16 protein-coding genes are annotated in these 18,290 nt (G+C 43.8%); 7 read left to right on the top strand and 9 right to left on the bottom strand.

Features of this window, described 5'->3' with window-relative positions; genetic code table 11:
* The 8 genes from WN50_RS19150 to WN50_RS19120 all read right to left on the bottom strand — a co-directional run.
* Positions 1 to 2,107: tetratricopeptide repeat protein (locus WN50_RS19150; protein ID WP_046281850.1), on the bottom strand; the 2,107-nt coding region annotated here is incomplete at its 3' end.
* A gap of 68 nt (positions 2,108 to 2,175) precedes the next feature.
* The gene (locus tag WN50_RS19145; protein ID WP_046281849.1) at positions 2,176 to 2,661 is read right to left on the bottom strand and encodes a PIN domain-containing protein; all 486 of its coding nucleotides are present in this window, start codon (positions 2,659 to 2,661) and stop codon (positions 2,176 to 2,178) included.
* Positions 2,658 to 2,903, bottom strand: coding sequence for a UPF0175 family protein (locus WN50_RS19140; RefSeq protein ID WP_046281848.1), 246 nt, complete (start codon positions 2,901 to 2,903; stop codon positions 2,658 to 2,660). The genes WN50_RS19145 and WN50_RS19140 overlap by 4 nt, the downstream gene beginning before the upstream one ends.
* A gap of 501 nt (positions 2,904 to 3,404) precedes the next feature.
* Positions 3,405 to 4,385 carry an adenylate/guanylate cyclase domain-containing protein gene (locus WN50_RS19135; RefSeq protein WP_046281847.1) on the bottom strand — a complete coding sequence of 327 codons (981 nt, stop codon included), beginning with the start codon at positions 4,383 to 4,385 and terminating at the stop codon, positions 3,405 to 3,407.
* Between the two features lie 69 nt (positions 4,386 to 4,454).
* Positions 4,455 to 4,625 carry a hypothetical protein gene (locus WN50_RS34735; protein WP_160315406.1) on the bottom strand — a complete coding sequence of 57 codons (171 nt, stop codon included), beginning with the start codon at positions 4,623 to 4,625 and terminating at the stop codon, positions 4,455 to 4,457.
* Positions 4,626 to 4,633: 8 nt separating this feature from the next.
* Entirely contained in the window at positions 4,634 to 5,332 is a 699-nt protein-coding gene (locus WN50_RS19130; protein ID WP_046281846.1) for a DUF3120 domain-containing protein, read from the bottom strand.
* Positions 5,333 to 5,658: 326 nt separating this feature from the next.
* Positions 5,659 to 6,276, bottom strand: coding sequence for a L,D-transpeptidase (locus WN50_RS19125; RefSeq protein ID WP_046281845.1), 618 nt, complete (start codon positions 6,274 to 6,276; stop codon positions 5,659 to 5,661).
* A gap of 152 nt (positions 6,277 to 6,428) precedes the next feature.
* Complete coding sequence (locus WN50_RS19120; protein WP_046281852.1) at positions 6,429 to 7,535, bottom strand: tetratricopeptide repeat protein; 1,107 nt, start codon at positions 7,533 to 7,535, stop codon at positions 6,429 to 6,431.
* Positions 7,536 to 7,832: 297 nt separating this feature from the next.
* Between WN50_RS19120 and WN50_RS19115 the strand changes: the two genes are divergently transcribed.
* From WN50_RS19115 to WN50_RS19095, 5 genes are all read left to right on the top strand, one after another.
* Entirely contained in the window at positions 7,833 to 9,014 is a 1,182-nt protein-coding gene (locus WN50_RS19115; RefSeq protein WP_049560355.1) for an RNA-guided endonuclease InsQ/TnpB family protein, read from the top strand.
* Positions 9,015 to 9,242: 228 nt separating this feature from the next.
* Complete coding sequence (locus WN50_RS19110; protein WP_046280756.1) at positions 9,243 to 10,199, top strand: glycosyltransferase family 2 protein; 957 nt, start codon at positions 9,243 to 9,245, stop codon at positions 10,197 to 10,199.
* 178 nt (positions 10,200 to 10,377) lie between these two features.
* Positions 10,378 to 10,983, top strand: coding sequence for a hormogonium polysaccharide biosynthesis acetyltransferase HpsU (hpsU, locus tag WN50_RS19105; RefSeq protein WP_046280755.1), 606 nt, complete (start codon positions 10,378 to 10,380; stop codon positions 10,981 to 10,983).
* A gap of 228 nt (positions 10,984 to 11,211) precedes the next feature.
* Positions 11,212 to 12,621: a DUF1269 domain-containing protein gene (locus WN50_RS19100; protein WP_046280754.1), complete on the top strand. Its 1,410-nt coding sequence runs from the start codon at positions 11,212 to 11,214 to the stop codon at positions 12,619 to 12,621.
* Positions 12,622 to 12,744: 123 nt separating this feature from the next.
* Positions 12,745 to 13,236 carry a BON domain-containing protein gene (locus WN50_RS19095; RefSeq protein ID WP_046280757.1) on the top strand — a complete coding sequence of 164 codons (492 nt, stop codon included), beginning with the start codon at positions 12,745 to 12,747 and terminating at the stop codon, positions 13,234 to 13,236.
* Positions 13,237 to 13,657: 421 nt separating this feature from the next.
* On the opposite strand, the gene WN50_RS19090 is transcribed toward WN50_RS19095, so the two are convergent.
* A complete protein-coding gene (locus WN50_RS19090) occupies positions 13,658 to 15,079 on the bottom strand; it encodes a proton extrusion protein PcxA (protein ID WP_046279374.1) in 1,422 nt (473 codons plus the stop codon).
* A 77-nt stretch (positions 15,080 to 15,156) separates the two neighbouring features.
* On the opposite strand from WN50_RS19090, the gene WN50_RS19085 reads away from it, so the two are divergent.
* Together WN50_RS19085 and WN50_RS19080 are read left to right on the top strand one after the other, a co-directional pair.
* Entirely contained in the window at positions 15,157 to 17,316 is a 2,160-nt protein-coding gene (locus tag WN50_RS19085; RefSeq protein WP_046279372.1) for a hypothetical protein, read from the top strand.
* A 612-nt stretch (positions 17,317 to 17,928) separates the two neighbouring features.
* A partial coding sequence (locus tag WN50_RS19080; protein ID WP_049560352.1) for a hypothetical protein occupies positions 17,929 to 18,290 on the top strand: 362 nt, incomplete at its 3' end.

The raw sequence follows: 18,290 nt of genomic DNA, 5'->3' as shown, positions 1-18,290 counted from the left end.
AAGGTTGATATAATACAAATTCAACTAACGCTGCATCTTCGGGAATTAACTGTTGTACCGTTTCAATGGTAACAGCTTGAGAAATCGTTCTAAATTCTGCACTGCGGCGAGAAAGTTCAGCTTCGAGTTGTTCTGATTTTTCTCTTAAATTTGCAACCTGTTGACGGTATTGTTCATCGGGGATATTTTCAGGTTGATTGTAAATAAAAGTCGCGAGTTGAGTTCTAACCGTTGCCAATTCATCTAAGAGTTGTTGATTTTCTGGGGTAATATTTTCTCGTAACAGTTGTAAATCATTGGTCATTACATCCAAAATACGACCTTTGCGACGAAGAATAGTTGTTAAAGCCAAACGCGCTGCTTCTAAGTTATTTGGGGCATCTTTAATATGCAGAGAAACAGCAAAATTCGTTGTACTAGAAACTGTTTTCATCGAGTCCTGTTTCTGACGTTCCGAACCTGTTGCGAGGAGAACATTCAGGTTTTGTTCTTGAACGTCTAGTCCCCGACTCAGAAAGTTAATAGCTTGGGTTGTATCGCCTTGAGATAAATAAAATGATGCCAAGTTATTGAGGTTGGTAGCGACATCAGGATGTTCTGTTCCCAAGGCTTTTTCATAGATAGCTAAGGAACGTTGATAAAGGGGTTCGGCTTCAGCGTAGCGTCCTTGAGACTGGTAGAGGTTTGCCAAGTTGTTGAGGCTGGTAGCGACATGGGGATGTTCAGTTGATAGCGCTTTCTCGTCGATAGCTAAGGAACGTTGGTAGAGGGGTTCAGCTTCAGTGTAGCGTCCTTGGGAGTGGTAGAGTAATGCCAAGTTGTTGAGGCTTTGGGCGACATCGGGATGGTAGTATCCCAAGGCTTTCTCACGGATAGCTAAGGAATGTTGCAAGAGAGGTTCTGCTTCAGTGTAACGTCCTTGGGGATGGTAGAGTGATGTCAAGTTGTTGAGGCTGGTAGCGACATCGGGATGGTAGTATCCCAAGGCTTTCTCACGGATAGCTAAGGAACGTTGCAAGAGGGGTTCAGCTTGGTTGTAGCGTCCTTGGGAGGAGTAGAGTCCTGCCAAGTTGTTGAGGCTGGTAGCGACAAGGGGATGTTCAGTTCCCAAGGCTTTTTCATAGATAGCTAAGGAACGTTGGTAGAAGGGCTCAGCTTGGTTGTAGCGTGCTTGAGACTCGTAGAGTAATGCCAAGTTATTGAGGCTGGTAGCGACATCGGGATGTTCAGTTCCCAAGGCTTTCTCACGGATAGCTAAGGAACGTTGCAAGAGGGGTTCAGCTTGGTTGTAGCGTCCTTGGGAGGAGTAGAGTCCTGCCAAGTTGTTGAGGCTGGTAGCGACAAGGGGATGGTAGTATCCCAAGGCTTTCTCATAGATAGCTAAGGAACGTTGGTAGAGAGGTTCAGCTTGGTTGTAGCGTCCTTGGGAGGAGTAGAGTCCTGCCAAGTTATTGAGGCTGGTAGCGACAGAGGGATGTTCAGTTCCCAAGGCTTTCTCCCAGATAGCTAAGGAACGTTGGTAAAGGGGTTCAGCTTGGTTGTAGCGTCCTTGGGAACGGTAGAGTGATGCCAAGTTGTTGAGGCTGGTGGCAACATCGGGATGTTCAGTTCCTAAGACTTTCTCACGGATAGCTAAGGAACGTTGCAAGAGGGGTTCAGCTTGGTTGTAGCGTCCTTGGGAACGGTAGAGTTCTGCCAAGTTGTTGAGGCTAATGGCAACATCGGGATGTTCTAGTCCTAAGACTTTCTCATAGATAGCTAAGGAACGTTCATACAGGGGTTCGGCTTTCTGGTAGAGTCCTTGCTTTGAGTAGAGATATGCCAAGTTGTTGAGGCTTTCTGCGTAATCCGGATGTTCTGTTCCCAGGACTTTCTCATGGATGTCAAGAATTTGTTCCGCTAAAGGAATAGCTTCTGTATATTTTCCCTGTTGATACAAAAAGTATAGGAGTAGATTAAAGCGTTTAACTTCTGGTATTTTGGTAGACTGTTGAGTTTGAGGAATTTGAGTTTCAGCAACGGTCAGTTGGGGTGTTCCCGTTAATAGTCCCGAACATCCAATAACAACAGTTAGCCAAAAGAAAGATTTGAGGGTAGTTCGCTTCATCGGGTAGATAGTCACGCCAAGTTCATTATCACTTATGTCTGATTATTGTTTGGTTATGCAGTTTTTGCTTACTGTTCGCCTGCTATCCCTAGAATATTCGTATACAATTGAGCATTGACCCTAAAATTAGCCCGATCAATCAATTCATCAATCAGAGGTTTTACCGTCCGAATTAAGTTCTTTTGTTTGGCTTCCAACAACACTCCCAATACTCCAATAATTTTCAAACCATACTGTAAAGCAATGATTCGACCGGGTTTTTCATCGAGTATCAGCAAATCCGCTTTGATTTCCATTGCCAATACAATCGCTTCCGATTCCCCTCGATTCAACTGGGTTCTCAATGCGATCGCTTGTTCTCTATTTTGTACCTGTTGTTTTTGAATCCATGATAAAGTTTGCACTTCAATTCCGCCGGGTACATCTCCCGCTTCTGTCATTTCTTCGTAAACCGCTTGAGGAATGATAACCGTATCGTAAAGTTGGTGTAAAAGTTCTAACTGATCAATTGCGGCTAAACTGGTAATCGGTGACGTATCGCTGACAATTCTCATAATCGACCCAGCGATTTCAGCGTTTCAATATCCGCTTGCAAATCTTCAGAATCATAGGCGATATCAATCTGACGCTTTGCCATTTCTTGTCTAAATTCAACAATATTTAATCCCGCAAATTCTCTCGCTTTTCCTCCGCTAATTTTTCCCTGTTGATACAGCATCATTGCCACTTCCAGCTTAAACTCACTCTCCGTCATTTGAGCGGCATTTATTAAATCATCAGGAATCACAACGCTCATTTTTAGCTTACACCTTGAATTTACTTTTTTTTCTACTTTAACGCAAAGCGGTTAACCAGAGGAATGGGTTGAGAGAGGTTCTTCTAAGTTTGATCCCCCTCAGTCCCCCCTAAAAGCAGGGAAGAAAGTTGACCCCCCTCAGTCCCCCCTAAAAGGAGGGAAGAAAATTGAACTCCCCTTGATTCCCTCTTAAAAAGCAGGGTGGGGAGGTTAGGCGAGGGGAAATAATTATTCAGGGGAAAACTCACCTGAAAAAACAATAAAATTACCTCTTTGTGTCTTTGTGCCTTGGTGGTTTTTATGACTTCAACTCACCTCAAAAACACTAAAATTACCTCTTTGTGTCTTGGTGTCTTTGTGGTTTTTATGACTTCAACTCACCTGAAAAAACACTAAAATGACCTCTTTGTGTCTTTGTGCCTTTGTGGTTTTTATGACTTCAACTCACCTAAAAAAACACTAAAATTACCTCTTTGTGTCTTTGTGTCTTTGTGGTTTTTATTAAGGTTTTGAACCTCCGACCCGTTCTAAAAACTCATTTAAACCTGCAAAAGTTGAGGCATAAGTAATCGTGGGAGTATCATAACCCTTGAGATGAACACTATGCTGTTCAAACGTATTTTCTGAATGTAATTGAGACAGATATTTATAAGTAGTTTCCCCCAACGCAATATCCATCCCCAGTTGTTTAGTCGAAGATTCCAGTCGAAACGCCGCGTTAACGGTATCTCCCAACGCAGTATAATCAGAATTACCGCTACCCCCTGTATTTCCCACCATTGCATAGCCCGTATTTAGCCCTGCACCCACTCGCAAGGGGAAGGGGAGGGGATAGGCGTTGCTGATGGCTTCTGTCGTCTCGTGTAACGTTCTCAAGGCATCACAAATCTGTAACATTTCTTGGGAACTAACGCCCTGCGCCCCATGAAACCAAACCACCATAATCGCATCGCCAATATACTTATCAACCCAGGTACCATGTTCGCGGACAATTTCTCCGGCTTCGCGGAACCACCGTCCCATCACTTCAGAGAGTAAACGTTCATCAAGCTGTCGCGTTAACACGGTGAAGTCTCGGATATCAATCACCATAACCGTAATCAAACGGCGCACCGTGAGCGTAGCGGTAAAATCTTCTGACTCCGGTTCGGTATCATCGACTTCAGGTCGGTTCGATGGACAGTGAAACTCCATCTCCGTTTGGCCAAATATAATCTGATCGCCATCCTCCAACGTGATTGGAATTGTAGCTCGGCGACCATTTACAAAGGAACCATTGCGACTTCCGAGATCAATCAAATAAAAATCTCCGCTTTCCATACGTTGCAAGATCGCATGATTACGGGAAATCCATCGATCGCGGATCACAAAGTTGTTGTCGTCGCTGCGGCCCAATGTCCAATAGTTTTTACCAACAAGTGGCAAATATTTTTTGCCACCGTCACTGAGAATTAATAGGTGAGGGGTGTGTTGCAATTTCACAACAGATTGAGATAGGACACTGGGTTTTTGGAGATTGGGAGCTAGATATTCATCTCGCCCAACAAAAGTTTATAACACCCAACCTGAACTTGGGAGATTCTTCAGCGTCGCCCTGATCGATTCTATTTTAGTCTTTAATCTAGAAAGATCTATCTTTTTCTTTCCCTTTTCAGGTTGAAACGGCAGTAAGGCTTCTAGTAAAGCCGTTCTCGTGTTAGATGCACCCCAACCTCCACCCATGTCCGTTCTTAGGCGGCACAGGCTGCTATCAAGAACAAGCTATCTACTAAGATTGTACTCAAAACCGCTCCACTAAACACCCATTTATGTAATTGGTTCGATTGTAACGGCAATAAACCTACACCTAACAGCAGCATCACTAAAACAACCGCCCAACTGATCCCCCAAGGGGTAGTAACCCGTTCTAAGGCGTCTTGCAAGATGGAAACGGCGAACGTAGGGTCTACGGTCATCAGTTGTCGCCAGTTGGGAATTAAACCCGTGATGTAAAAATATCCATCTGTAACAGCCGTTCCAAATAATGAACCCAAATAAAACCAATTTCCGACTTTTCCCCATCCCCGATGTAGACACCAGCAAGCAAAAGGAACGCCTAACGCTTCAATGGGAAGATGAAGAAGCGGTTCTCCCCGCAGCCAACCCCAATAGATCGATCCCGTTAACCAACTTAAGGTAAACCCCAGCAATAAGTCTCCCCACACCCAGCTTGAACGCGATCGCATTAACAGTAGACTCGTTGCTAGCCATCCGATAGTCATTAACAGAGTGAACACGGGCCAGCTTCGCACCAGGGGCGCTTGAAAAAACACCGGAACGCACACCAGAAAAATCGCCGCTCCGAACAGCATCCATTTCTGAGAAAGTTGAACTTTTCTTAAGAAAATCTGAAATTTAGCAGGGGATTGAGCAGGCTGAGTAGTAGTCAAGGTTCGCTCCTATACGACAATCTAACTTTTAAACCGTTTTCTTAAAAATTCGTTACTTAAGTTTATCTTATTTAAGATATGAAGTTAGAGATTCCACAAATATCCCCCAGGGGGGCATTTAGATGATAGCACAAAATTCTTATCCCCAGGAGGGGGATAATTCAGTGAGCAGTAACCAGTAACCAGTGACTCAACATTTTTCGTTCAAAAAAAATGCGATCGCCAAACACCTATCTGCGATCGCATTTGATTTTTCTTTTGATCTTCCCGGATTTTCCTGGACACCGGGCTGGACGCTCAAGCAGCTTTTGACACCCCCTGAAGGTTCACGGTTCAACAACCACAAGCGTTCCCATTTCAACTTGATTAAATAAGGCCACTACATCTTCATTTCGCATCCGTACACAACCATGAGAGGCGGCTTGTCCAATAGAATTAATCGTAGGAGTCCCATGAAACCCAATCGTATCCTTCCCATCTGTCCAGAAACCAATCCAGCGCAGTCCTAACGCACTATCAGGGCCAGGTGGACGCACTTCTCCCGTCCAGGGATTTTGCCAAACAGGGTTTTCCACCATCTGAATCACTTTAAATTGACCTGTGGGCGTTTCCCAACCCGCTTTTCCCACCGCCACCGGATAACTCGCCACCTGTTGATCATTACGATAAACAAAAACTCGTCGCTGACCCAAGCGCAAAACTAACCGCATTTTGGGTTTTCCAGACGGTAAAAAGATAGAAGGATCATCTAACCCCGGTAAAATGGGATTCAATAATTGCGACGGGATCACCGAAGTTCGGGCTGATGTACCCTGAGCGACTTTAGTATTATTCGGAGTCGAAGCCGAAACCCCAGATTGAACAATTACGGAGACCATCAAAGCGCTCAAACCGACACGGATAAAACGTTGAAATCGATTTTGATTATTAACTTTAAAAACCATAGAATTGAACTCCTCACCAAAAAGGATGGAAAAACGACGACATCGTTAGTTTGAGGTTCTTCGTCAGGAGGTGTCGTCTCTAATTTACCCTACTTCACCCCCGGTTGAAAACTTGTAATCCGTTACTCCAGACTTCCATTGCTTTAACCGGATTATTTTGATTTTTTGAGTCCTTTTAACGCCTCTTGTGTCTTTTTAACGCCTTCGGTATCACCCTGTTGTTCATAGAGTTTGAGAGCGGTTTCAAAAGCGGCGATCGCTTGTGAGTCTCGACCACCTCGACCTTTGATTGCCATTCCCAAGTTGTAGTGAGCGCTAGGATTTTGGGGAGCTTTATCAACGACTCGTCGGAAACTGACTATCGCCCCAATATATTCCTTTCTTTCTAACTGGATTTCCCCAATTGCGATATCGGCTTCTACTAAATTGGGATTGAAAGCTAACGCCCGTTGATAAGCACTGATCGCCCCATCCAAGTTATTCTGAACTTTCAACACTTCGCCGATTTGAAACTGAATCTCTCCATCACGGGGACTCAACGCCGCCGCCTGTTCAAAGGCTGCAACGGCCCCTGCTTGGTCGCCACTTCGCAGTAACGCCACTCCCAGCTTAATTTGAACACCTGCTTCATTCGGTGCCAGTACGGCCGCTTGTCGCAGGGTTTCAACGGCTTTCGGGAGATTTTCCTGACGTAACAAAGACATTCCCATCGAAGCATAGGCTTGCCAGTTGTTGGGGTCAGATGCAATCACCATTTCATAGGTTTTGACAGCGCTACTATAATCACCTTGACGGAATAAACTCACCGCTAGCCCCAAATAAGCATTTAGGTGATCGGGTTTGAGGCTAATGGCTTTGCGATAGGCGTCAGCAGCACCTTTGTAATCTTCTAGCTTGACCAAACTATAAGCCAAACCATATTGAAAATCGGCATTCTGCGGATCAAGAACTAAGGCGTCTCGATAAAATTTAGCGGCGGATTGATAATTTCCCCGCAAGGCTTCTAAATAGGCAATTCCTGAATAAATCTTCGGATCACTGGGATCAAGTCCTGCGGCTTGCACGTAAACGAGAAGGGCTTCATCAATTTTTCCAGCATCGACTAACTGACGTCCTTGTTCGAGTAATTGGTTAAGCTGGTCATTGGATTGAGTGTTCGCTTGAGCAACGACTTCAACGGAATGAGCCATCTGGGGGGTTACAGTGGCGACAAATGCGACTAAGATACTACTGACAATCAATCGAATCGGTTTATACACGGCTTGTTTAGTGTGAGTGTTTCTAGAGTTCTGCACGGTTCCCATCGCGAACGATATCGGTCACGCAATTAATGACTGATGTTGATGATAAAACAGTTCAGGCCGATCGGTCATAAATCTGGGGAATGTTCTCAAGTCCGAACTCGATGCCGCCTAACGAACAAACTGACACAACGGCTTTACACTTGAGTCTAGATAGCAGATTGATTAATCTATAAAAGTGTTCCCTAGAGCAGTAACTTAGTTGACAATTTATGGTACAACACGGTACTATCTGTAAGATAAAAGAATACATCTATGCAACGAGCCTTCAAGACCCAACTCAAACTTAATAACCGTCAAAAGACCTTAATGGCTAAACACGCGGGATATTCTAGATGGGTTTGGAATTGGGCCTTAGCGATGTGGAACGAGGCTTATAAAGAAGGACTAAAACCTTCAACGAACAAGCTCAAAAAATTCTACACCAATCACATTAAACCTCAATACTCCTGGCAGTCAACGCTAAGTTCTAGAGTTTATCAATTTGCCTTTATGCACTTAGGGGAAGCTTTCAGTCGCTTTTTTCAAGGCGTTGCCAAACATCCTAAGTTCAAGAAAAAAGGCAGAAATGATAGCTTTACGATTGATAATTGTGGCAAAGTAATGAGGTTTTCAGGAAGGAGATTGAAGCTTCCTTTTATTGGATGGGTTAACACCTACGAACCCCTTCCCGAAATTCAGACTAAACGAGTCACAATTAGTCGAGTCGCTGATTCTTGGTATCTGTCTGTAGCCTACGAATTTGAGCCAGAACAGACTGTAAAATCAAGAGAATACCTGGGTGTTGATGTTGGGGTTAAGGTATTAGCGACCTGTTCAGATGGTACTGTTTTTGCCAATCCAGCAGCCCACAAAAAAGCTCAAAAAAATCTAGCCAGACTTCAACGCGAACTCTCGAGAAAACAGAAGGGTTCAAATAACAGGAACAAAGCTAGATTGAAACTCGCAAAAGCATATCAAAGAGTGGCTAACATCCGAAAAGATACAATTCATAAATTGACCTCATGGCTATGCAAAAATCACGCAGTTATCGGGTTAGAAGACTTGAATGTTTCTGGGATGTTAAAAAATCATAAATTAGCGGGTGCTATTGCCGATTCTGCTCTTTATGAAATTCGCCGCCAAGTCGAGTATAAGTCCGAGTGGTACGGCTCAGTAGTAGTTTTTGCTGACAGATTTTATCCGTCAACTAAAACCTGTTCAAGTTGCGGTCACATTCAAGAAATGCCACTCAAAGAACGGGTTTTCAATTGTCAGGTTTGCAGTGTAAGTATTGACCGTGATTTGAATGCGAGTCTGAATTTATTACATTATGCCGAGGGCTTCTCGGTAAAAAGCCTGTCTGACCGGGTACTGCCGACAGTCCGGGGTGATGCAGCGCAAAGTCCGATCTCGGCGGAAACCGCTCGAGAAGGAACTTTGCAAGACAGGAAGTAAACGTTAACACGGTTTGTACCGCGTTATATCAGTTTTATAAAGCAGATAGCTGAGGTTGATTGTTGGGCAAGGCAAGTAGGGAAAGGTTAGAGTGAAGGGGGGTAGATTTAATCTGATGTTCTCTGGATGTATCCTCTACTATTCTCTAGTGCCAAAGATTTTTGATGCTTTGGACGCGCATCTAACATTGATTATTTGTTGCAAAACTACTACTGGAAACTTCTCGCTATGACCTCAACTGCATCTAAGATTCCGGTTTCGGTTCTCATTCCTGCCAAAAACGAAGAGGAAAACCTGCCTGCTTGTTTGGCGAGTGTTGCTAGAGCTGATGAAATCTTTGTGGTAGACTCTCAAAGTGAAGATCGCACTGTTGAAATTTCCGAAAGTCACGGTGCAAAAGTCATACAATTTTATTTTAACGGAAATTGGCCGAAAAAGAAAAATTGGTCCTTAGAAAATCTTCCCTTTCGTCATGAATGGGTGTTAATTGTAGACTGTGACGAACGAATTCCTTCTGAACTTTGGGATGAAATCGCGATGGTGATTCAAAATCCCGAATATTGCGGTTATTATCTGAATCGGCGGGTTTTCTTTTTAGGCGCTTGGATTCGTCACGGGGGCAAATATCCCGACTGGAACCTGCGTTTATTTAAGTACAAACAGGGTCGCTATGAAAACCTCAAAACCGAAGGGGTTCGCAATACCGGAGATAACGAAGTTCACGAACACGTTGTAATGTCTGGTTCCCAGAAAGTTGGCTATCTAAAAAATGATATGCTCCATGAAGACTTTCGTGATATGTTCCACTGGATTGCTCGACACAACCGTTATTCTAACTGGGAAGCTCGCGTCTATTATAACATTTTAACCGGACAAGATGAAAGCGATACGATTGGTGCGAATTTGTTTGGAGATGCGGTTCAACGCAAGCGATTCTTGAAAAAAGTTTGGGTGAGACTTCCGTTTAAACCCTTTCTTAGATTTGTCTTATTTTATATCCTGAGACTGGGTTTTTTAGATGGTCGAGCCGGTTATATTTATGGTCGTTTACTCAGTCAATATGAATATCAAATCGGCGTAAAATTGTATGAATTGCGGACATTTGGGGGTCATTTAAACGTCAGTAAACCATCTGCTGAACAATCAAATTCTGTTCCCTCGGTTCCGCAAGCTGTACAGAAATAGTTACCTGTAGAGGCGTTTTGAACAACGTCTCTGCACTGAATAATTTATAGCAGTGCGGGCAGGTTTATTTACATAAGCACAGAAACGAAGAATGGTGAAAAGCCTTATTAGACTTTCGCAAATTCCTCCCTTTTGCCTTTTGCATGATTGCCTTTTGCCTGCGCGAAGCGCTATATTTATGAGAGACACTCAACAAACAAAATCCTGGGTTGATTTACGTCAATATGACCAATCAGATTTTGACAGAGGAAGACCCGGTTGGTTTATCTTATTTTGGTGGTTTGTTCAAGCGGTTACTTTTCCCCTAACCTTGCATTCTTTGAGTGGAATTCGCTGTTGGATATTGAGACAATTTGGTGCTAAAATAGGGGAAGGGGTTCTGATCCGTCCGACCGCTCGTATTACCTATCCCTGGAAAGTAACAATAGGCAATTATAGCTGGATTGGGGATGATGTTGTACTTTATAGTTTAGATGAGATTAATATTGGTCAACACTGCGTAATTTCCCAAAAAAGTTATCTTTGTACCGGAAGTCACGAGATTACAGACCCAGCTTTTGGGCTGAAAACCGCTCCCATTACCGTAGAAGATGGGGCTTGGGTGGCGGCGGACTGTTTTGTTGGCCCCAGCGTCGTGATTGGTTCAAACGCTGTTATAGCCGCTCGTAGTAGTGTTTTTAGCGATATGCCCCCTGGTCAAGTCTGTATGGGAACCCCTTGTCGTCCTCGTTATGCCCGTCAAGTTGAGGTCAAAAGGGATTGGGAAAGCCAAAAATCACCCTAAGTTAAAGTTTTTAAAGTTGATCAAAAATAAGAAGTGATCATTTGATGAACAAAATAAAATTTCAATTAAATTTCTCATAGTCTATCAAAAGATATACACAATGGGAAATATTTTTGTCTATTTAGATAGATGTAAATAAAGTTTTCTTCCAATAAATTAGGAATAACAACTCCTAAAAAGGCGTTGAAATCAATTCCGAAAATTCCGATGAGGGAGGAAAGTAAGCAAATGGCTTTAAGACAAAGAAATAAAAGAGCAGTCGGTATTTTTCCGGGTCGCAGAGAAACAGAAAGCGCCCTGACCGAATTAAGAGAAAATAACTTTCCAATGAATCAAGTCTCCGTAATTGCGCGAGACTCCGATAGACCCGACAAAATTGGAGAAACAGAAGTTCGTGATCATGTTGGCAACAAAGCCGACGACGGCGCGACAACCGGGGCGCTAACCGGCGGGGCGTTAGGCGGTCTAACCGGTTTATTAGTCGGTCTAGGGGCATTAGCCATCCCAGGAATCGGGCCAATTATGCTAGCGGGTGAAATTGCCACCGCCATTGCAACAACCCTCGCCGGAACAGCCATCGGAGCGGCTACAGGCGGATTAATTGGCGCACTGATTGGTTTAGGAGTCCCCGAAGAAGAAGCCAAAACCTATAACGAACGAGTCTCTCTGGGAAATTACCTCGTGATCATTGACGGGACTGAGGATGAAATTCATCGCGCCGAAACCTTGTTACACCGTCGCGGGATTGAAAATTGGGGTGTGTTTGACATTCCTGCCTCTGAAACTCGTCCGAGAACCGATGATAATCTGTATTATCAGCGTGCAATTGGTGTGTTTCCCCATCGGCGTGATGCAGAGACAGCCCTCGATGAACTGATCAAGATGGGTTTTCCCCCCAACCAAGTCTATGTAGTCGCGCGGGACTACGACCATCACCCCAACCGTCATAATTTTACCGTTCATAATCGCTTTGATAACGGATTTTTTGGATTTCTGGGCGATCGCAACCGTTTCTTCCAAGATCGCTTTGAGCGAGGCGAACATCTGGTAATCGTTGAAGGAACTCCCGAAGAACTCCACAGTGCAGAAACCTTACTAAACCGTCGAGGAATTCAAGAATGGGTGATGTTTAAACGCGCAGAAGGCGAGCAGAAATACATTCCTGTTGCTCCGACAGTCAACCGAAACGATTTAGTATTCGCCCATCACAAGCATGGAATTGGTCACTTTTCCAACCGTCGCGAGGTTGAATACGCCTTAACCGAACTCAAAAATGCAGATTTCCCGATGAATCAGGTTTCCGTCGTTGCTCACGACTCCAGCCCGATGGAGCGGCTTCCGGGAGTTAACCGCATGGAGCGGGTGGATAATTATGCCAGTTTAGGGGTTTTTGAGGATCGAGCCAAGCGTTATCATGATCACGTTAGCCAAGGTCACTATTTAGTGATTGTCAACGGTACTGAGAATGACATTCGTCGAGTTCAACCGATTCTCCAGACTCAAGGAATTCAACAGTTTGAAATCTATGATTCGACAGCCGTGAATCGACCCTTAAAAAATATTGAGCCTGAACGGGCTGAGGTGATTAATCGCGATCCCAAAGTCAAGATTGTTGACAATCGCGATCGCACATTTTAGACGATAACAGGGAGCAATAATCCTTCGGAAAACCGCAACATAAAGGCAAGATTGCTGCTTTTAACTCCCCGAGATATTTTCAGTTTTTTCACCTTTATTTCTCATATCAATTTAAAAAAGACCATGAAAAAATTAACTTCTTTTTTGTTAGGTAGTATTCTGCTCTTAGGCGCGGTTGGTTGTGGTGATAATGCGAAAACCAGTGCAGATGCACCGAATACCGTTGAACAGCCTCCCGAAGTTCCCACCGCAGAACAGGTACAAGACGCTCAAGAAGACGCTCAAAGTGAAGTTCGTAGAGAACAGCTCAATTCTGATATTCGAGCCAGAGAAGAGCGTAATAATGCCTTTAATGACGGGGCTGCTGAAAACCGAGATAGTGATGATATTGCTAGCGAAGTTCGCAGTAAATTAGAAGCCAATTTACCGGCGAGTCAGTTAGTCGTTGAAGCCGAAAATGCAACCATTAAAGTATCAGGAACCGTTCCCACTCAAGAACAACTTGATCGAGTTGAACCTTTAGCATTAGAAATTAAAGGGGTTGAGTCTGTTGATAATCAGGCGGTTGTTGCTCCGGCTCAACCCGAGGAAGATAACGACAACACGCAGAACTAAGGCTGATTCTATAACGCTTCGCGCTAGGCAAGAGGCAAGAGGCAAGAGGCAAGAGGCAAGAAAATACCCATATAGTCAGGCTTTTGGCTATTCTTCGTTCGGGGCATTTGTAAATATACCAGTGCGACCTGCTATATAACGAAGAAAAACCACGCGAGACACCGAGACACAAAGAGGAACAAACTTCTGTTTCCCACAATCTTTGTGTCTTTGTGTCTTCGTGGTATTAATTATATTAATACCGTTAGCGATAACCCGAAAAAAGTTATAGCGCTACGCGCAGCTCATGTGGCAAAAGGCAAAAGGCAAAAGTCAGACTAGAAAAGATTTTCAGCTTCTTAAAAAGTTTGGCGGGACGGAAACCGACACCGCCAACTTTTCGCTTTTACTAATGTCCTAACCGTGTCGGCGTAGTGCTATACTATTCATTCATCGTTTTGTACGTTGAAACGGCTGAAGGTGAACTGCGGTTCAGATAACGGAAAATCCAATATTTAAAAACGGCATCAAGAATCACAGGAAAGGTTGCAATAAACAGAAAGTTAAAATCTCGATTTTCCGGGAGTCCAAAATGTCGAGAGATGCTTTCGAGAATGACTTCCCATCCATGAGGAGAGTGAAATCCAACGAACATATCAGTTAACAAGATAATAATAAAAGCTTTCGCACTATCACTTAAACCATAGATGAGATCGCCTAAAAATGATTTGAGAATTTCTACATCTCTTTTGTTGGTATAAATAATAATTCCAAAGGTTATAATCGATAATAAATCTGCGAATATATTTTTAATAGCACCTGTTCCGAGGGAGCGATACTCCTCAGCAATTTCTAGGGCTTTTGCTTGAACCTTTTCTTCGATTTGTTCAGGTTCAAGCAGGGGCGTTAAACCAATCAAATGATCAAATTCTAGCCGTTCTTTATAACGATGTAACTCCATAAAAGCTTCTTCTTCAAAATCCATATTCAAAAAAATTTGTGTATTTTCTTCGGGAGGAATAAGAGCATCTACAATCGGCCCAACTACAAAATTCTTCGCCAGTTGTTGAGTCAAAAGGGGAACTAAAATGAGCAGTAAAATAAATCTAACTGAAATAATGGTTTTAACTTTAGATTTGCGATAATTTTTAATAACTTCTTCTTCAGATTCTGGATTTAACTCGCGCTGAATTCGGCCAATCGTTCGCAGGAGAGAGCGAGGTAAAAAACTCATTTCTGAACCTGTTTTGAGTTCTTCAGGTAAAGACTTTTTCTCAGAATTGTAGGAATTTGAAAAGTTCCTTGAATCGGAATCCCGATTGAGAATAGGAGCATTTTCTTCATCTGAAGGAACGGTAGATTCAGACTTAGAGTTGTTTTTAACAGCAACTAAAGAAATCGATTCAACAGGTTGATTGAAAGGTTGACTTTTCGGCTTCTGGGGAAAATACCGACTCATAACCGTATCAATACAATCTAATTTTTGACAAACCTGAGAAACATGACTCATTTGAGTCAAATCATCATCAGCCGAAAAATGCCTGGAGGTTGATCCATTCAGATTCCGAAACGCTAAAGATTCAGACAGATCGATAACCGAACGACTGGTATTAAACTCAGCCAAACGAGTTTGAATAATGGTTAAACATCTTTTTAGCTCAGAATTAAAATAAGACCAGACGCGATCGCTATATTCCGCCGAATCTTTCGTAATTTTTCCACCCTGAAAATGCTCATTTTCAATCGCCTTGATCCTTAAAGCGGCATCATAGGCTTGTTCTAAAGCCCGGTCTGGTGTATTTTTAAACCAGCGATTGGCACCACGCAATGCTTGTCTAATTTGAGTCCAAGTCGAGGTCTTGATCATAAATGTAGGGAATGTTGAGTCGAGGGAGAACGTGCTAATGTGTTGGGTATCTTAACAAATTTATTCGTAGAATTGTGGCTGCTTTGTCTGTGTGGATAACAGGAGGAACTCGCAGTGGGAAAACCACCCGCTTGATTGAGCAGTTTTATGATTGGAGTATCAACCACCCGAACCGTGATCCCATCAAATCATCTTTACCCCTCAATTCATTTCCCAGGTCGCCGCAACGAACACAACCTCAGAGAGCGACCACATTAATATTAGCCGCCAACAGCGATAACCGACTAGATCTCGTGGATCGCATCTGGAAAACCCGCCCCGGACAATATGCGTTTCACTCAACAACACCGTTGGGTTTATTTGAGGATGAAGTCACCTTATTCTGGCCGTTACTGGTGCAGTCGTTAAACCTCAAAGCCCAATTTCCGGTTAGACTACGCCCCGAAACCGAACAGGAACTTGCAACCTCTCTTTGGAGTCAAGAACTCGAAGCAGGCCAACTCGCCCGAGCAGGAATCAGCCGCGATCGGATCGTGCGTCAAACCCTCGATCTGATGCAACTGGCGGCGATGAGCGGTCAATCTGTCGAAGAAATTCCTCGAATTTTAGCACAGGGATTTGATTCGTCAGAGGAATCCGATTCGCTGTATTCCTGTATGGGTCAGTTGCTGGTGCGTTGGCGAAATTGGTGTCTGGATCGGGGATTTCTCACCTACAGCATTGTTACAGAACTCTACTGGCATTTGTTGAGTCATCCCACCTATCAACAACACCTGATTCGTCGCTATCAGATGGTTTTTGCTGATGATCTCGATGAATATCCCGCCATCATGCGCCATCTGTTTGAGTTTCTCTTAGAAAGCGGAAAAATGGGAGCATTTACCTTTAACCCCACCGGATCAATTCGCTTAGGTTTGGGTGCCGATCCGAACGATTTGGCTAAGTTACAACATCGTTGTCGCATCGAAGCCTTAGACTTGCCATCAGGTCTAGCCCCCCAGCTTATCGAACCGATGATCAACGGCGTGATCGACAGTAGTATCGGACTGGCTGAACTCTCAATCGCTTTATCGGATGTTCGTTCCATTCAAACCCAGTCTCGGGCTGATTTACTGCGACGCACCGCCGAAGTGATCATTGATGTCGTCAAAACCCAACAGGTTCAACCCCAAGAGATCGCCGTTATCGGGCCAGGTTTAGATGCGATCGCTCGGTATACCCTACGAGAAATTTTGAGCCATGAGGGAATCGCCGTTGAGTCGCTACAAGAACAACGTCCCCTGTTGAGTTCTCCTTTGGTGCGATCGCTACTCACCCTGATCGCCCTGATTTATCCCGGTAATGGCCGTTTGGTAGAACGAGAAGCGATCGCCGAAATGTTAGTGGTTTTGAGCCGTGTAGAGACGCGCACAGGTGGCTCTAACGAGACGGAAGAGTTGACACCCCAAAGCTTATTTACCATTGACCCTGTAAGAGCGGGTTTACTGGCTGATTACTGTTTCCGTCCCCATCCCCAAGATCCAACCTTGCTAGAAGTGACAGCCTTTCCCCGTTGGGATCGATTGGGATATCAAGCCACTCAAACCTACAATCAGATTTTGCAGTGGATCGAGCAACAACGTCAACAATACCAACAACGCCTCATTCTAAATCCCGTTTCGCTGATTGATCGCGCTATTCAACGATTTTTTCTCTCTACCCAGTCCCTACCTTCGGATCAATTAGCGGTTTTGCGAGAGTTGATGGAAACGGCGATGCACTACTGGGAAGTGGACAGACGACTCCATCAAAGCCTTACATCAGAGGCGAATAGCGAAGCAGTGGGTTCGTTTATTCAACTGTTGCGACGGGGGGTTGTCAGTGCGAACCCCTACCCGGTGAAGTCGGTGATTTCTAAGCGGGCTGTTACTCTGGCGACGATTTTCCAATATCGCGCCAACCGTCAGTCCCATCGTTGTCATTTTTGGCTGGATGTGGCGTCGCCGTTGTGGCTAAGTGGGGGAGCGAGTAGCCTTTGGGGTTCCCCTTTATTTTTGCGAGAATGGCTTGGAAACCCTTGGACAGCCGAAGATCAGATGAAAGCAGATGATCTTCGATTGCGTCGGATTCTGCTAGATTTATTGAGTCGAGTTAGCGATCGCTTGTACTTGTGTCATAGTGAACTTGCCGTTAATGGTCAAGAACAACTCGGCCCCCTTTTACCTCTGATTCATGCTTGTGTAACATCAATCTAGTTGATGCTTTCATAGACTGAATGGGGAATACTGGAGACCATGTAAGAATTGAGGATTGTCGATGAAGAATTAATTCTTGATTTAGGCTGCATCATCAAAACTGAGAGTCTTCTCTAGAAGTGCAATAAAATTCTATCGGTTTACTCTCCTGTTGTTAGTTTGGACTCGTTTATCCTCCCGAAGCGCCAACTTTTTGTTCAATCAGACTGACAGATACAAACATAATGATTAACATTAAAGGGTTCAATGGTCTCAATCAACCGCTAATTGTTTCGGTATTTTCTAAAGGCTTTAGAGATATATTTTTTCAATCTATAAATCTATCTAGACTATCCCAAAGTTGTCAATTTCCCTGATAAATTTGTAAACTCTAAACGTTGAATGGGGTTCAACTCTCAAATGATTAGACCGATCTCTCTGACTGATTTACATTTTACAAAACCTAATAACACATGACATCTAAATTGAAAGCTGAGGGTGTTTAAGGTCTTGATAAAATTGCCCAGAAATAGCACAAAATAGAATCTTTTTAGAGTTTAACAGCCAAAAGTTAGCGAGATTAATTTTCAGAAAATATTGGACAAATTAGGTCAATTTATAGGAGGTTAAATTATGACCAGTGTAGGGGTAGGTTTTATTAGCGTTGCTGCGAATTTAGTCGATGCCGATGGCAGTTTTGTTCTTAATCCGATTACAAGTACACCCATTCTGATTGAGATTACTGAAACAGAATTTACCCAAGGCGGTAACAGAGTTTTTCAGACTTTCAATTTCTCAAACCGCATCCAAAACGAAGGCTTAGAATTTGAAGAAGATCTCGAAATTGAGGAGATCTTCGGGACAACTTTACCCGGAGGATCAACAGGTGTTTTGTTTGTCTCATTAATCAGTCTTCCTCCATTTGTTGGTGATGATGATACCGTTGATGGCGGGGGCGGAGATGATACGACTGATGGCGGGGGCGGCGATGATAC

This window comes from Limnoraphis robusta CS-951 (assembly GCF_000972705.2).
The sequence above is the reverse complement of the archived record's forward strand: the minus strand, read 5'-3'. Positions and strand labels throughout refer to the sequence as shown.

Coding starts and splice junctions, on each gene's coding strand:
- WN50_RS19145 (WP_046281849.1), bottom strand. CDS start 2,661: ATGAGAATTGTCAGCGATACGTCACCGATTACCAGTTTAGCCGCAATT.
- WN50_RS19140 (WP_046281848.1), bottom strand. CDS start 2,903: ATGAGCGTTGTGATTCCTGATGATTTAATAAATGCCGCTCAAATGACG.
- WN50_RS34735 (WP_160315406.1), bottom strand. CDS start 4,625: ATGGGTGGAGGTTGGGGTGCATCTAACACGAGAACGGCTTTACTAGAA.
- WN50_RS19125 (WP_046281845.1), bottom strand. CDS start 6,276: ATGGTTTTTAAAGTTAATAATCAAAATCGATTTCAACGTTTTATCCGT.
- WN50_RS19115 (WP_049560355.1), top strand. CDS start 7,833: ATGCAACGAGCCTTCAAGACCCAACTCAAACTTAATAACCGTCAAAAG.
- WN50_RS19110 (WP_046280756.1), top strand. CDS start 9,243: ATGACCTCAACTGCATCTAAGATTCCGGTTTCGGTTCTCATTCCTGCC.
- hpsU (WP_046280755.1), top strand. CDS start 10,378: ATGAGAGACACTCAACAAACAAAATCCTGGGTTGATTTACGTCAATAT.
- WN50_RS19100 (WP_046280754.1), top strand. CDS start 11,212: ATGGCTTTAAGACAAAGAAATAAAAGAGCAGTCGGTATTTTTCCGGGT.
- WN50_RS19095 (WP_046280757.1), top strand. CDS start 12,745: ATGAAAAAATTAACTTCTTTTTTGTTAGGTAGTATTCTGCTCTTAGGC.